Here is a 13,773-nt window from a genome sequence, read left to right on the forward strand (position 1 = left end):
AACAGTCCCTCGCCCAAAAACCCAAGGGAAGTACTAGCGGGAGACATGTCTTAAGGACTTCGGGCCGGCATGGTGGAGTCACTCGGGCCTGAAGTAATTGGTTCGTTGCGGTTGTTGGTGTGGGTCGATGTGGGGTGGCGGGATGAACCAGGGGATCCCGGTTTTGACCTGGATGTGCCACTGTTCCTTGTGTATCAGGTGGTGGTGATGGGAGCAGAGCAGTGTGCCGTTCTCGGTGCTGGTGGTTCCGCCGTGTGACCAGTAGGTGACGTGGTGGGCTTCGCACCACGGGGCGGGGATGGTGCAGCCCGGGAAGGCGCAGCCCTGGTCGCGGGCGGTGATGGCTTTGCGGATGTGGGGCGGGAAGATCCGGGTGGTGCGGCCGATGTCCAGGATCCGGCCCTGGCCGCCGAGGAGGACGGGGATGATGTCCGCGTCGCAAGCGATCTTCCGGACCGTGGCGGCGGTGACGGGCCCGGTGAACGCGAACGAGCCGGTGCCCCTGCCTGGGGTGCCCTGTTCGAGTGTGTCGAGGAGGTCGCGGTAGTCGATGGTGACCATGACCTGGGCGCAGGCCGCCCGCGGCGGGGAGGTTTCCGGTGGCGAGGGCGGTTTTGGCGGCGCCGACGAGGCCGTCCAGGAGTTGCTGGGGCCGGGTCCGCCGGTCCAGGCCGCCCTCGCCGCTAATGGTTCCGTCGGTGCCTTCAGCCGCTTCTGGTTGGGTGCGGGGGTTGGTGGCGGTGTTCATCACGGTCAGGAGGGGTTCGTACTGGTCGGGGGTGGCGAAGAATTCCACGTGGAACAGTCCGCGGCGGGGTTTCCGGATGAACACGCCCTGCCGGTGGCGGAGTTCCTCCTCGGAGGGTTCGCTGCCGTCCTGGTCGATCGCCTCTGTCCACTGCCGGGCGATGCGGGTCACGAAATCGGTGTCGTGCTCTGCCGCGGTGCGGGTTAGGGCGTGTTCCATCCGGGCCGTGGTGTCTTCGGGGGCGTGGTGCCGGACCCGGTCCAGGGCGAGGGTGATGATGGTCGCGGGCCGGGAGCCCACGGACCCGGATGCGACGGCCGCGGCGAGTTCGGGCCGTTCCGGTTCTTGGGGGTGGCCGGTGATCCCGGTCCGGGGCAGCACGGCTTCGGCGAGGGCGAGCCGGCGGCGGGCTTCGCCGGCACCGATCCGCAGCCTCATACGGAGGAACTCGGCCGTGTTCCGGCACCCGTCATCGGCCGGATCCGGATCGCAGGTCTTCGGCATTGCCGCAGGTATCTCTTCAGCCGCGCCACTTCCGGCGTCCGCGGCCTGGGCCTCCGTTCCGGCCGCCCAGCCGATCGGCCCGTGAACAGCCGTCTCGTTGCCCCACCCGGTGGTCCAGCCAACCGCCGCGCCACGGCCCGCACCAGCCCGTGCAGCGGCATAAATAGCCTCCCTCCGGGACCGGTCCACAGCCCCGGCAGCAACCACCTGCAAATATTCAGCGGCGCGGGAGATGTCCTCCACCCGGGCAGCGAAGTCAGCAGCCTCCCGGAAGCGCATCCCCGCAGCGACCGCGACCGCCGTCGAACTAATGGCCTCCAGCAGCGCAAGGCACCTGGCCAGACCACCGGACCCGCCGCCGTCGAACGCTAACGGCTTCGGCTGCCGCCCGGCGGGAACACTCCGCAAACCGCGCACCGACGCGGGGAAAGCAGCAGAAGCGTCAGCGGCAGCGTCCATTTTGGCCCACCGCAACGCCCCTCGTGCTGCTGCAAGTTCCCCCATAACTTCCATGGCATAACTCTGCCAAAGACCTACGACAAAATAGCGGCTTCGCGAACGGACACTTGCGCCTCCTACCCAAGCACCCGCGGCCGGCCAAACTGGGTCCGGACGCCGGGGGAGAACAGCACGGACTCGGGCGGACCTGCCACATCGAGCCCGGCGGCGCTGATTAACCCGTCCTCTAGGACCGTCAGCTCAGCCCGGTACAGCGGCCAGGGCGAATGGGTGTTTGGGATGTACAGCGTGCGGTCGCGGAAGCGGGAGTGCAGGCCGAACCTGGCCGTGAGGTGGACGGACAACGGGTCCGCCGCGACGTCGTCGAACGCCGGTACAACTGCGAAGTCGCTTCGGGCCCCGCGCCGGAAGCGCCGCACCGAGTAGCCTGTGGAGGGGCTGCCGGGGCGGGCCGGACGGAACCGGGCGTGCGACCACACATAGGGAATGCCGGCCGCGCGTGCGGCCAGGACCACGGCCAGCCGGTCCGCGTCCAGGCTGAGGAACACCACGCCCCGGGTGCCGTCAGGTTCCCGCGAATATAGCCGGACGTTGACCTCGTTGAAATCCCCGAAGAACGGCACTGCGGGGCCTCGTCCGATGCCCGCTTCCTGCATGCGGAAGCCGATCAGTCCCACCCAAGCTGAGCCGTCGAAAACGTCCGGGACCACCCCGGGCGGCATAAACGCTGCCGCCGCAGCTTCGGGGATGCGCCAGTGCAGGAACACTGCATCGGTCCACCGCTGGTCCATGATCACCGGGGTGGGCAGCTCCGGCGGCTCCGGCCACGGGTCGGTCAATCCCGGCCCCTGCAGCTCCGGGGCAGCCACTAGTTGAGTGCCCGTGTTCCCTCGGGCAGCGCGCCCCCCGCCAGGAGCTCGGCGGTGGCGTCGGCAAAGGCCGTCAGGGCAACCCGCTGGGTCCAGGGGCCGTAGGAAATGCGTGCCACGCCCAGTTCCTGGAGCTTCGCCGGGGCAAGCGATCCCGGAACGTTGATGACGGACACCTTGTTCCGGCCGATGCCTTCAACGAGGGCGGCCACGGTGGGCTCGTCCAGCAATCCGGGAACGAAAACGGTGGTTGCTCCCACGTCGAGGAACGCGCGGCCTCGTTCAATGGCGTCGGCCAGGACGTCAGCGGGGTCGCGGTCCTTGCCCTTGAGGAAAGCATCGGTGCGCGCGTTGAGGACGAAATCGATGCCTTCGGCCCGGCCCGCCTGAGCGGCGGCCGCCATCTGGGCAACGGCGTCGGCCAGCGGGCGCATCTGGTCTTCGATGTTGGCGCCGACGATTCCTACCCCGATTGCCTTCTGGATTGTCTCGCCCGGGCTGCCGTAGCCGGATTCGAGGTCCGCGCTGACCGGAAGGCTGGTGGACGCGGCAATGCGCCCCGCCGCTTCGATCATGAGGTTCGCCGGAATGTTTTCGCCGTCCTCATAACCCAGCGAGGCCGCAATGGAGTGGCTGGCCGTGGCCAGCGCGGTGGTGCCCGGGACGTCTGTGGCAACCTTGGCGGTGATGGCGTCCCAGACGTTGATGACCTGCAGGATTTCCGGCGCCTGGTGGAGGCGAAGAAGTTCAGAGGCTTTTGCTGCGGTGGTGTGAGTCATGCTGCGAGCCTAACCGAGGGCGCTGACAGCGGAGAAGGCTTTCAGCCCTCCGCTGATGAGCCCGACGCGCCGGCTGAGGCTGCCGCCCCGGCGGGCTGTTTCTGCCAGGGCCAGCGGCCGGTGATCTCGAGCTCCAGTGAGAAGCTGAGGAAGGTGCGGATGAGCACGATGATCGCCAGCACACCTACGCTCTCGAAGGTCGGCGTCACGGCGACCGTCCGGATGATGTCCGCCGCCACCAGGAGTTCAAGGCCCAACAGGATGGAACGGCCCAGCAGCTGCCGGTAGGAGCGGTACATGGAAAGGGGTTCGGATCCCGGCGGCAGGCGTTTCGGCTGGAATCCGCGGAGGGCCATGGGAATGGAGACGACGGCGCCGATCACCATGACGGCGACGCCGGCAAAGTCCATGAACCTGCCCACCGTCTCGATAATGTGCTGGAAATCCACTGTTCCCCCTAGAAGGCTTCGGACACGGAAAAGTGCAGCGCCATCACGGGTGCCGGACGCCTTCGCCGGCGAGGATCGAGCGGTACCCCTCGCGGAATGAGGGGTAGGCAAACTCGAATCCGGTGCCGCGGAGCAGGGCATTGCTGCACCGTTTGTTGCCGCCGCGGGACGGTTCGCGGCCGCCACCGTCACCATCCGGAGCGTCCGACGACGGCCGAGGGAGTCCCAGCTCGTCGGCCAGGAAACGCTGGACCTCGCCGAGCTCCGCGGGATCGTTGTCCACGCCGAGGTACACGGGTCCGGGTTCGGCGGCCATGGTGCAGAGGTGCACGATCGCCGCCGCGGCGTCGTCCCGGTGGATGCGGTTGGTGTAGCGCGGTTCCGCCGGAGCCGCCGCAGTTCCTGATCGGACCTGATCGATCAGCCGGGTCCGCCCCGGCCCGTAAATGCCGCCCAAGCGAAGCACCACGGGGGTGATCCCGGTGCCGAGCAGGCGCCGGTGCAGCAGGTCCTCGGCCTCGCGGATGATGCGGCCGGAGAATCCGCCCGGCGCCGGCGCCGTGCTCTCATCCACCCAGCCGCCGTCCGCGTCGCCGTACACGGCAGTGGAGGAGACGAACAACACGCGCCGGAGCGTCGAAGGCGCCGCGCCGCCGTCATGCCCGCGTCCGCGTTCCAGCGCATCCAGAACGTTAGACACTCCGTCCACATAGGCGGCCCGGTAAGCCTCTTCCGTGGGGGAGTCAGCCGCAACCGCGATGACGACGGCGGTGGTGTCCGCCGGGATCGGCGGCAGAGGCGGAACGGTCAAGTCAGCCGCGACACCTTCGATGGCGGCCGGAAGCTTGTCCGGCGACCGCCGCCAGCCCACCACGCGGTGGCCTGCGGCCGCGAAACGTAGCCCGGCCTCGGTACCCAGATCGCCGCAGCCGGCCATAAGAACAGTCATACGGCCAGTCTGCCAGAGCGGCGGCGAAGCCTTGGCCAGGCTCGGGATTTACGGCTAGGGCGCCGGAATCGGGAAGAACAGGCGCGGATCCTGCAGGAGGGCTGGGTAGTCGAACGAGGAGCGTTCCACGACGTCCGTCACCTGGAAGTTCCGGGCGAACCGGCCGTCCACGGTGATGGGACGCCCCTGGACCTTGCCGATCGCGAACGTGGCACCGCCGTCGAACGGTACAGCGATGGCGGAATTGCCGGGGAGGGTCCGGAAGGCCTCTTCCTGCTGCTGGCGTTTCTTCGTGGGCTTCTTCACCAATTGCTTGGGCGGCCGCTTCTTGGGGTTTTTGGCCGGGCGGCGCGAGTCGGTCTCGGCGTAGACGAACTCGTACTCTTCGGACTGGGCGGCGGCCTTGGCGGCGCGGCCAACCTCCGGCAGGCTGATGGTGTCGAGCTTGTCCGGGGCAATGTCTCCCACCTGGGCACGCAGGATCCAGAGCCGGTCACCGGCCGGATCTTCCGGAAGGAACTCATGCCGGGGTTCGGGCCAGACATACTCCAGGTCCACCGGCGTTCCGGGGAACAGTTCGCTGTAGAAGCGCGGTTCCTTCTGCAGCAGCCGGGAGCGGTGGCTGAGGTGCAGGTCAGGCTCGCCAAGCCACGGCGGCATGGGGATTTTGGCCTTGTAAGCCGCGTGGTCCGCCTGCGGCGCGAATTCGGCGATCTTTGCCCGGGTGGTGTCCTCGCCGCCGCGGGCGATCCATTCATCAGCGATGGCCAGGCCGTACATGGTCAGCGCGGGGACGTAGCCCATCCACATACGGATGGCCGGGTGCGACTGCCAGCCGTACTCCGGGATCACCAGCGCACGCAGTGTCTGCAGCGCTTCGACACGCTGCTTGCCGAGCCGGACGCGGTCAAGGACCGCGGCGCTCTGCTGGAAATCGGGGTAGGGAAGGAAAGTCTGCATCCTTCAAGTGTGGAGGTGCCGGGGTCCAAGACCAAATGGCGGCGGCCGCCACGCCCCGCTGAGGTGGCGGCGTTGCGGCGGCAAACGCTGGTAGGCTGTGAGCGGCCTGAGAGCAGCGCGGCGTAGTCTACTGGACCGTATGCTGAGACGGGGGCGACAACACGGTCACAATTTCACTAAGATGACCCCAATCAAATCCCGCCTCAGCCACCCTCCGGAAGACACGAAATGACACTTACCCAAGCAGTTCCGTTCACGCCGAAGTTCGGACAAATGCTGAGCCCGGAAGCCAAGGGCGTCCTGGTGCTTGATGAATTCACCATCGACCCGGAAGCTGCCCGCAAGGAGCAACATGGTTTCCGCGCCGCCCTCGGCTCTGTTGCACTGAAACTCCGGCGCATCGTTGCCCTCCGCCTGTTCATCGCGGTGGTGGCCATAGCCAACCTCCCCTTGTTCCTGCTGTCCACCGGATGGTGGATCTACGCCGTGTCCCTTGCCGTTGTGGTTGGGGTGCACGCAGCGGTTTCGTGGCTCAACGCACACGAGCCGAAGGTGCGCCAGCGCCACTCGCTGGAGCTGCATCTGCACCGCGAACGCAGCGACAACTACCGCAAAGTGCGCGATGCCGTGAAGTTCGTGATCGATTCGCCGGCGCGCATGAACGAGCACCTGTACCTGGAGCTCCTGGCAGCCAAGCGGGTGGCCCTGCACCTGCACATCGGCACTGTGGCCCTGCTGGACACCAGCGACGACTCCGCCTGGAAGGTCCGGATCGTCCGGGAACTGCCGCAGACGGCCTGAACTCAGGAAACAACGACGCTTAGGAAACAACGACGCCGGAGCTCCCCGCCAAGGGAAGCTCCGGCGTCGTTGTTTAACGCTCTCTGCCTAAACACCTTAGGCAGGTAGCTGCAGAACCTGTCCTTCAAGCACCAGGTCGGGATCCACGATGGTGTCCGTGTTGGCATCGGCAAGGGTCTGCCAGCCGCCGGTGATGTCCAGCTTCTCGGCGATGGTGCTCAGGGTGTCGCCAGCCTCCACCGTGTAGGTTTCGCCGCTCAACGGAACCTGGGCGGCGTGCCGGGGTTCGGCCTGGGCGGGCACCACTGCAGCGGGAGCGGCCTGCACGGGAGCCTGCGCGGCCTGTACAGGTACCTCGGCGGGGGCCGGGGTGACCGGGACGCTCGGTGCGGGTGCTCCGCCGCCGCCGCTCAGGCCCAGTTTGGCTGCACAGGCGGGCCATGCGCCCCAGCCCTGGCTGGCTTGGACGTTCTCGGCGACGGCGATCTGCTGCTCGCGGGTGGCGCTTGCCGCCGATCCGGTGCCGCCGTAGGCCGCCCAGGTGCTGTCGGTGAACTGGAGTCCGCCGCTGAAGCCGTTGCCGGTGTTGGTGCTCCAGTTGCCGCCGCTCTCGCACTGGGCGAGGGCATCCCAGGTGCTGGTGCTCGTTGCGGTGGGCACAGCCGCGTTGGCGGCGGTGGCGGAGAGCGCGAGTCCTGCCGCGGAAACTGCGGCCAGCGTTACTCCGCGGCGCGCGGCGGTCCCCAGTTTGGATTTGCCCATGGGGGTGTTCATGCGAGTGGAAGTGTTCATGAAAGTGGATGCTCCTGAGGGCCACCTGCGCTCGGTCCGTCCCCGGACGTTGTCGCGCCACTGCCCGCCCCTGACGAACTAGAGGTCATGTACGGTGTCTGCCGGCCGGGCAGTAACTGGTGGTGGCAGCACCGGGCATTCGTTGTCCCGCTCGGCGGGATCACGTTCCACGCTAGGACAGTGTGGGTGCGTTATCAAATCGAAATAGATATCCGGCGCGGTGTTGGTGCGTGCCGGGCGTGATTGCCGGTGCCGATCATTGGTCCAGCGCCGTCGCCAGGTACGGCGCCGTCCGGCTCCGGGCGGAACGTGCGACGGCGGCAGGCGTTCCGGACGCCACGATCTCACCGCCGGCGTCGCCACCGGCAGGCCCGAGATCGATCACCCAGTCCGCGGCGGCCACCACGTCCATCTCGTGTTCCACCACAATGACCGTGTTTCCGGCGTCCACCAGGCCGTGCAACTGGGCCATGAGCAGCTGCACGTCTGCCGGGTGGAGCCCCGTGGTGGGCTCGTCCAGCAGGTAGAGGGTGTGGCCGCGGCGCGCTCGCTGGAGTTCCGTGGCCAGCTTGATCCGCTGTGCCTCGCCGCCCGAGAGTTCAGTGGCGGGCTGGCCCAGCCGGAGGTAGCCCAGGCCAACGTCGCGCAAGGTTTGCAGGCTGCGGGCAGCGGCCGGGATGCCAGCCAGGAAGTCCGCGGCGGCGTCCACCGTCATGGCAAGCACTTCGGCCACGTTCTTGCCGCTGTAGGTCACCTCCAGCGTCTCCGGGTTGTAGCGCGAGCCCCCGCACTCGGGGCAGGGGCCGTAGCTGCCCGGGAGGAAGAGGAGCTCAACAGCCACGAAGCCTTCGCCCAGGCAGGTCTCGCAGCGGCCGCCTGCCACGTTGAAGGAGAACCGTCCGGCGCCGAAGCGGCGGGCACGTGCCTGCTCGGTGGCGGCGAATTCCTTGCGCACTGCGTCGAACAGCCCGGTGTACGTGGCCAGGTTGGACCGCGGCGTGCGTCCGATCGGCTTCTGGTCCACGCGCACCAGACGGTCGATCCGCTCCATTCCGCTGGTTTCTGCCACGGCTTCGGAAACGATGAGCGGTTCTCCGGACCCGGCGTCCCCGGCGTCCAGGGCCTCGGGGGTTATCTCCGCAGCCGCCGTATTCTCAACCGCTTCCGGGTGGAGCCGCGCCCCCACTACTTCGGCAAGGACCTGGCTCACCAGCGTGGACTTGCCCGAGCCGGAAACGCCCGTGACCGCCGTCAGGATGCCCAGCGGGAACTCGGCATCGAGATCACGCAGGTTGTGCCGGCTGATGCCTTTCAACGCGAGCCAGCCGTCCGCTTGCCTGACCACAGACTCCCGGCGCGCACCGCCGTCGCCCTGTGCGCCGCCGTCCGGAAACAGGAAGGGGCGGGTGACGGACGACTCCACCTCGGCGAGCCCGGCAACCGGGCCGCTGTAGAGGATCTCGCCGCCGCCCTCGCCTGCGCGCGGGCCCACGTCAACCAGCCAGTCGGCGCGGCGGACCACGTCCATGTTGTGTTCCACCACGAACACCGAATTGCCGGAGGACTTGAGCGCTTCGAGCACAGCCTGCAGCGGTTCGGCGTCGGCGGGGTGGAGCCCCGCGGACGGCTCGTCCAGCACGTACACCACGCCGAACAGCCCGGAGCGCAGCTGGGTGGCGATCCGCAGCCGCTGCATCTCGCCGGGGGAGAGCGTGGGCGTGGCCCGGCCCAGGGCGAGGTAGCCCAGGCCCAGTTCCAGCAGCACGGTGATCCGCAGCAGGAGGTCGCGGGTGATGGCCACGGCAACTTCGTTGGTCTCGCCTGATGCAGCGGCCCTGCTGGCCGTCCCGGCGTCCTTGAGCTCGCTGGTGGGCCGGATGACCTCGGCCAGTTCCGTCATGGGTACGGCGTTGAGCTCGGCGATGGTGCGGCCGGCGAAGGTCACGGCCAGGGCGTCGGGCGTCAGCCCGCTGCCCCCGCAGCGCTCGCACGGTCCCGTTTCCATGAACCGGAGGACGCGCTGGCGCATGGTGTCGCTTTTGGAGTCCGCCAGTGTGTGGAGCACGTAGCTCTTGGCGCTCCAGAAGCGGCCTTTGTAGGGTTTGGCCACCCGGTCCCGCTTCGGCGTCACCTCCACCACGGGCTGTTCCTCGGTGAACAGGATCCAGTCTCGGTGCTTTTTGGGCAGCTTCCGCCAGGGGATGTTGACGTCGTAGCCGAGGTGGCTGAGGATATCGCGGAGGTTCTTGCCCTGCCATGCGCCCGGCCAGGCCGCAATGGCGCCGTCGGCGATGCTAAGCGAGGTGTCAGGTACCAGGGACGATTCGCTGACCGTATGGGCAATGCCCAGGCCGTGGCAGACGGGGCAGGCCCCGGCGGCCGTGTTAGGCGAAAACGCGTCCGAATCCAGCTGGGCCTTGCCGTCCGGATAGGTGCCGGCGCGCGAGAACAGCATGCGCAGCGAGTTGGACAGCGTGGTCACCGTACCCGCGGTGGACCGGCTGCTCGGCGTACCGCGCCGTTGTTGAAGCGCGACGGCGGGAGGCAGCCCGGTGATCATCTCCACCTTGGGATTGTGGCCCTGCTGGATGAGGCGCCGCGCGTACGGGGCCACGGATTCGAAATAGCGGCGCTGGGCTTCCGCGTAAATGGTGCCGAAGGCGAGGGATGACTTGCCTGAACCGGAGACGCCGGTGAACGCAACGATGGCGTCCCGGGGCACGTCGACGTCCACGTTGCGCAGGTTGTTTTCCCGGGCTCCGCGCACCCGGACGAATCCATCGGCGGGGTGGTCCGGAGTCAGGAAGGGCACATTGGAAGCCTGCTTGTTATGTTGCATTGGTTCGACTCTATCGGTGCGCGGCCGCTGCGGGCATATCCTTACCGGATGGAAACTTACGACGGCGCGCCCGAACCCGGCGGAGCGCCAGCACTCAGCGATGCTCCTGCACACGCCCCCGAGCAGGCCACAACGGCCCAACCCGGCACCGAAGAGGCCGTGGCGGCCCAACCCGACACCGAAGAGGCCGCGGCCGAGGCTCCCGTGAAACTTCTGCCGGTGGCGGAGCTGCACCTTCACATCGAGGGGACCCTGGAGCCGGAGCTGATCTTCGCACTTGCCGAACGGAATGGCATCAGGCTGCCGTACGCGGACCTGGACGAGCTGCGCGCCCGCTACGAGTTCACGGACCTGCAGTCCTTCCTGGACCTGTACTACGCCAACATGGCCGTTCTGCAGACGGAGCAGGACTTCGCGGACATGACCCGCGCGTACCTGGAGCGGGCAGCGGCCGCGGGAGTGCGGCACGCCGAAATCATGATGGACCCTCAGGCCCACGTGTCCCGCGGGGTCCCGCTGCAGACCTGCGTGAACGGTGTTGCGTCCGTGCTGGCGAATTCCTTGGAGGAGTTCGGGGTGTCCACCCTGCTCATCGCCGCGTTCCTGCGCGACCTGCCTGAGGAAGCGGCCCTCGACGTCCTGGAGCAGCTGCTGGCCATGAACGCGCCCATTGCCGGTATCGGCCTGGACTCGGCCGAAGTGGGCAACCCTCCAGCCAAATTCGAACGGCTCTTCGCCCGGGCGAAGGAAGCCGGCCTGCACCGGATAGCGCACGCCGGCGAGGAGGGCCCGCCGTCGTACATCATCGATGCGCTGGAACTGCTGGACGTGGAGCGGATCGATCACGGCATCCGCTGCATGGAGGATCCCGACCTGGTGGAACACCTCGTCGCGGAGCGCGTGCCGCTGACCGTGTGCCCCTTGTCCAATGTGCGCCTCCGTGCCGTGGACACCCTGGCCGAGCACCCGCTTCCGGCAATGCTCGCCGCGGGACTGAACGTCAGCGTGAATTCGGACGATCCCGCCTACTTCGGCGGGTACGTGGACGACAACTTCGTGCAGCTGCAGACCGTTTTGGGATTGTCCGAGTTCGACCGGGTCCGGCTGGCCTCCAACTCCATCCGGTCTTCCTTCGCGGACGAGGAACGCAAAACGGAGCTGCTCGCGGAGCTCGGCTACTCCTGAACACAGCCGGCCTTGCCAGTGGTTGCGGCGTCCACCCATAACTGCTAATCCTGAGGACAGGTCCTGTCCGTGGGGACACCAGTTCAAAGCAGCACTGAGTAGCAAGTCCGAGTCAAGGAGGGCGCAGCATGCCCCGGAAGACCCCGCGCGTGGAAGAAGCCGACGAGAACAACCTTGAGGTGGGCAAACCAAAGGATTGGGCCGCGGGTCTTCCCGGCGTCTACCACTCCATGAAGCCCGCCATTGAGAAGATGGGCGTCGAGCGGTCCCGCAAGACGTTGCTGGCATTGAACCAGAAGGACGGCTTCGACTGCATGAGTTGCGCGTGGCCGGACCCCGGTCACCGCAAGACGTTCGAGTTCTGCGAGAACGGTGCCAAAGCTGTCACGTGGGAGGCCACCCCGGTGCTTGTCCCCGCGGAATTCTGGGCGGAGCACCCGGTCAGCGAACTGCGGGGGATGTCCGAATACTGGCTCGGGATGCAGGGACGGCTGACCGAACCGGTGTACAAGCCGGCGGGGGAGGACCACTACCGGCCTGTCAGCTGGGACGAAGCCTTCTCCATCCTGGGCGGCAAGCTGAAGAGCCTGGCGAGCCCCGACGAGGCGGCGTTCTACACTAGCGGCCGGACCTCGAACGAGGCCGCCTTCCTGTACCAGTTGTTCGTGCGGGCATACGGAACCAACAACCTGCCGGACTGCTCCAACATGTGCCATGAGTCCTCCGGCTGGGGCATGGGCCAGACCATCGGCATCGGCAAGGCCACCATCTCCTACGATGATTTCGCGCAGGCGGACCTGATCATCATCATGGGGCAGAACCCGGGCACCAACCACCCGCGCATGCTCACCGCCCTCGAGGAAGCCAAGGAAGCCGGCGGCGAGATCGTTGCCGTTAACCCGTTGCCCGAGGCCGGACTGCGCCGCTATAAGAACCCGCAGAAGGTCAAGGGCATCGTGGGGCACGGCACGCAGATTGCCGACCAGTTCCTGCAGATCCGGCTGGGCGGGGACATGGCGCTCCTGCAGGCGGTGTCCAAGCGCGTTTTCGACGCCGAGGCCAGGAACCCGGGCAGCGTGCTGGACCACCAGTTCCTCCAGGAGCACTGCCAGGGGCTTGAGGAACTCAAGGAGCACCTCGCCGAACTGGATGAGCGCGAAGTGCTTGAGGCCACCGGCCTGCGGCGCGAAGAAATCGATGAACTTGCCGAACGCTACCTGAGGGCCGAGAAGGTCATCATCACCTGGGCCATGGGGATCACGCAGCACAAAAAGGGCGTGGCCACCATCAAGGAGATCATCAACCTCCTGCTGCTGCGGGGAAACATGGGCAAGCCCGGCGCAGGAGCGTCCCCGATCCGCGGCCACAGCAACGTCCAGGGCGACCGCACCATGGGCATCTGGGAACAAATGCCACCGGCCTTCCTGGATGCCTTGGGCAAGGAGTTCAACTTCGATCCGCCCCGGGAGCACGGCGCAGACGCCGTGGAAACCATCCGAAGGATGCGCGACGGCGGCATCAAGGTCTTCGTGGGCCTCGGCGGCAACCTGGTGGGGGCCATCTCCGACTCCCAGGCAGCCGAAGGCGCCATGGAGAACACAGAGATGACGGTGCAGATCTCCACAAAGCTCAACCGCTCCCACACGGTGACAGGCAAGGAAGCCCTGATCCTGCCCACCATGGGACGCACCGAGATCGACATGCAGGCCTCCGGCCCGCAATTCGTGTCGGTGGAGGACACCGTCTGCGCCGTCCACGCCTCCCATGGCACGGTACGGCCCGTGGCACCGGATCTGCTCTCGGAAGTGGCCATCATCAGCAGGCTGGCCCGCGCCACCCTGGATGGGAAGACCGACGCCGACTGGGCCGGGTTCGAGCGCGACTACGACCTCATCCGCGACCACATCTCCCATGTGGTGGCGGGCTGCGAGGACTACAACCGGAAGATCCGCCAGAAGGGCGGCTTTGTGCTCCCCAACGGACCCCGGGATTCGCGCACGTTCCCCACACCCACGGGCAAGGCCATGCTCACCGTCAACCACCTGGAGCACGTGGAACGTCCGGCAGGCACGCTGATCCTGCAGTCCATGAGGTCACATGACCAGTTCAACACCACCATTTACGGCCACGACGACCGCTACCGGGGCATCAAGAAAGGCCGCGACGTGGTCTTTGTCAGCCCCGAGGACATCGCCGAGCTGGGCCTGTCCGATGGCCAGCACGTGGACATCCACGGCGTATACGAGGACAACGTGAAGCGGGTGCTCCGGAAGTTCCGTGTGGTCTCGTACCCCACGGCCCGGGGGTGCGCGGCGGCCTACTATCCGGAAGCCAACGTGCTCGTTCCGCTGGAAAGCGTGGCCGAGGGCAGCAATACTCCGGTGTCCAAGGCCGTCATCGTGCGGTTGGAGCCCAGCACCACGTAGCTCCAACCACGTA

At 67.2% G+C, this 13,773-nt stretch carries 10 protein-coding genes and 1 pseudogene; 3 read left to right on the forward strand and 8 right to left on the reverse strand.

The features are described 5' to 3' along the window. Positions 1 to 78 precede the first annotated feature (78 nt). From ARTH_RS04590 to ARTH_RS04615, 6 genes and pseudogenes are all read right to left on the reverse strand, one after another. Positions 79 to 1,711, reverse strand: a pseudogene (locus ARTH_RS04590) (DUF222 domain-containing protein). 116 nt (positions 1,712 to 1,827) lie between these two features. After that, on the reverse strand, positions 1,828 to 2,502 hold the full coding sequence (locus tag ARTH_RS04595) for a DUF2071 domain-containing protein (RefSeq protein ID WP_043430364.1): 675 nt from the start codon (positions 2,500 to 2,502) through the stop codon (positions 1,828 to 1,830). Positions 2,503 to 2,579: 77 nt separating this feature from the next. Further along, a complete protein-coding gene (locus ARTH_RS04600; protein WP_011690764.1) occupies positions 2,580 to 3,359 on the reverse strand; it encodes an isocitrate lyase/PEP mutase family protein in 780 nt (259 codons plus the stop codon). 41 nt (positions 3,360 to 3,400) lie between these two features. Further along, entirely contained in the window at positions 3,401 to 3,808 is a 408-nt protein-coding gene (locus tag ARTH_RS04605; RefSeq protein WP_011690765.1) for a DUF1622 domain-containing protein, read from the reverse strand. A 43-nt stretch (positions 3,809 to 3,851) separates the two neighbouring features. After that, positions 3,852 to 4,757, reverse strand: coding sequence for an SDR family oxidoreductase (locus ARTH_RS04610; protein ID WP_011690766.1), 906 nt, complete (start codon positions 4,755 to 4,757; stop codon positions 3,852 to 3,854). A 54-nt stretch (positions 4,758 to 4,811) separates the two neighbouring features. Next, entirely contained in the window at positions 4,812 to 5,717 is a 906-nt protein-coding gene (locus ARTH_RS04615; RefSeq protein WP_011690767.1) for an MSMEG_6728 family protein, read from the reverse strand. Positions 5,718 to 5,945: 228 nt separating this feature from the next. On the opposite strand from ARTH_RS04615, the gene ARTH_RS04620 reads away from it, so the two are divergent. Beyond that, positions 5,946 to 6,518 (forward strand): hypothetical protein, encoded by a 573-nt coding sequence (locus tag ARTH_RS04620; RefSeq protein WP_011690768.1) that lies wholly within the window; start codon positions 5,946 to 5,948, stop codon positions 6,516 to 6,518. A gap of 96 nt (positions 6,519 to 6,614) precedes the next feature. Here the strand turns inward: ARTH_RS04620 and ARTH_RS04625 are convergent, their stop codons facing one another. Continuing rightward, positions 6,615 to 7,310, reverse strand: coding sequence for a LysM peptidoglycan-binding domain-containing protein (locus tag ARTH_RS04625; RefSeq protein WP_011690769.1), 696 nt, complete (start codon positions 7,308 to 7,310; stop codon positions 6,615 to 6,617). A 256-nt stretch (positions 7,311 to 7,566) separates the two neighbouring features. Continuing rightward, positions 7,567 to 10,149, reverse strand: a complete 2,583-nt coding sequence (locus ARTH_RS04630) for an excinuclease ABC subunit UvrA (RefSeq protein WP_011690770.1) — start codon at positions 10,147 to 10,149, stop codon at positions 7,567 to 7,569. Between the two features lie 48 nt (positions 10,150 to 10,197). On the opposite strand from ARTH_RS04630, the gene ARTH_RS04635 reads away from it, so the two are divergent. Together ARTH_RS04635 and ARTH_RS04640 are read left to right on the forward strand one after the other, a co-directional pair. Further along, positions 10,198 to 11,334: an adenosine deaminase gene (locus ARTH_RS04635; protein WP_011690771.1), complete on the forward strand. Its 1,137-nt coding sequence runs from the start codon at positions 10,198 to 10,200 to the stop codon at positions 11,332 to 11,334. A gap of 128 nt (positions 11,335 to 11,462) precedes the next feature. Then, complete coding sequence (locus ARTH_RS04640) at positions 11,463 to 13,760, forward strand: FdhF/YdeP family oxidoreductase (RefSeq protein WP_011690772.1); 2,298 nt, start codon at positions 11,463 to 11,465, stop codon at positions 13,758 to 13,760. The last annotated feature ends 13 nt before the right edge of the window (positions 13,761 to 13,773 follow it).

The sequence above is a fragment of the Arthrobacter sp. FB24 genome, from assembly GCF_000196235.1.
Classification (GTDB): Bacteria; Actinomycetota; Actinomycetes; order Actinomycetales; family Micrococcaceae; genus Arthrobacter.

What these genes read in the sequence shown, in the direction of transcription:
- ARTH_RS04595 (WP_043430364.1), bottom strand. Translation starts at nt 2,502, where the DNA reads ATGGACCAGCGGTGGACCGATGCAGTGTTCCTGCACTGGCGCATCCCC.
- ARTH_RS04600 (WP_011690764.1), bottom strand. Translation starts at nt 3,359, where the DNA reads ATGACTCACACCACCGCAGCAAAAGCCTCTGAACTTCTTCGCCTCCAC.
- ARTH_RS04610 (WP_011690766.1), bottom strand. Translation starts at nt 4,757, where the DNA reads ATGACTGTTCTTATGGCCGGCTGCGGCGATCTGGGTACCGAGGCCGGG.
- ARTH_RS04615 (WP_011690767.1), bottom strand. Translation starts at nt 5,717, where the DNA reads ATGCAGACTTTCCTTCCCTACCCCGATTTCCAGCAGAGCGCCGCGGTC.
- ARTH_RS04635 (WP_011690771.1), top strand. Translation starts at nt 10,198, where the DNA reads ATGGAAACTTACGACGGCGCGCCCGAACCCGGCGGAGCGCCAGCACTC.
- ARTH_RS04640 (WP_011690772.1), top strand. Translation starts at nt 11,463, where the DNA reads ATGCCCCGGAAGACCCCGCGCGTGGAAGAAGCCGACGAGAACAACCTT.
- ARTH_RS04625 (WP_011690769.1), bottom strand. Translation starts at nt 7,310, where the DNA reads ATGAACACTTCCACTCGCATGAACACCCCCATGGGCAAATCCAAACTG.
- ARTH_RS04630 (WP_011690770.1), bottom strand. Translation starts at nt 10,149, where the DNA reads ATGCAACATAACAAGCAGGCTTCCAATGTGCCCTTCCTGACTCCGGAC.
- ARTH_RS04620 (WP_011690768.1), top strand. Translation starts at nt 5,946, where the DNA reads ATGACACTTACCCAAGCAGTTCCGTTCACGCCGAAGTTCGGACAAATG.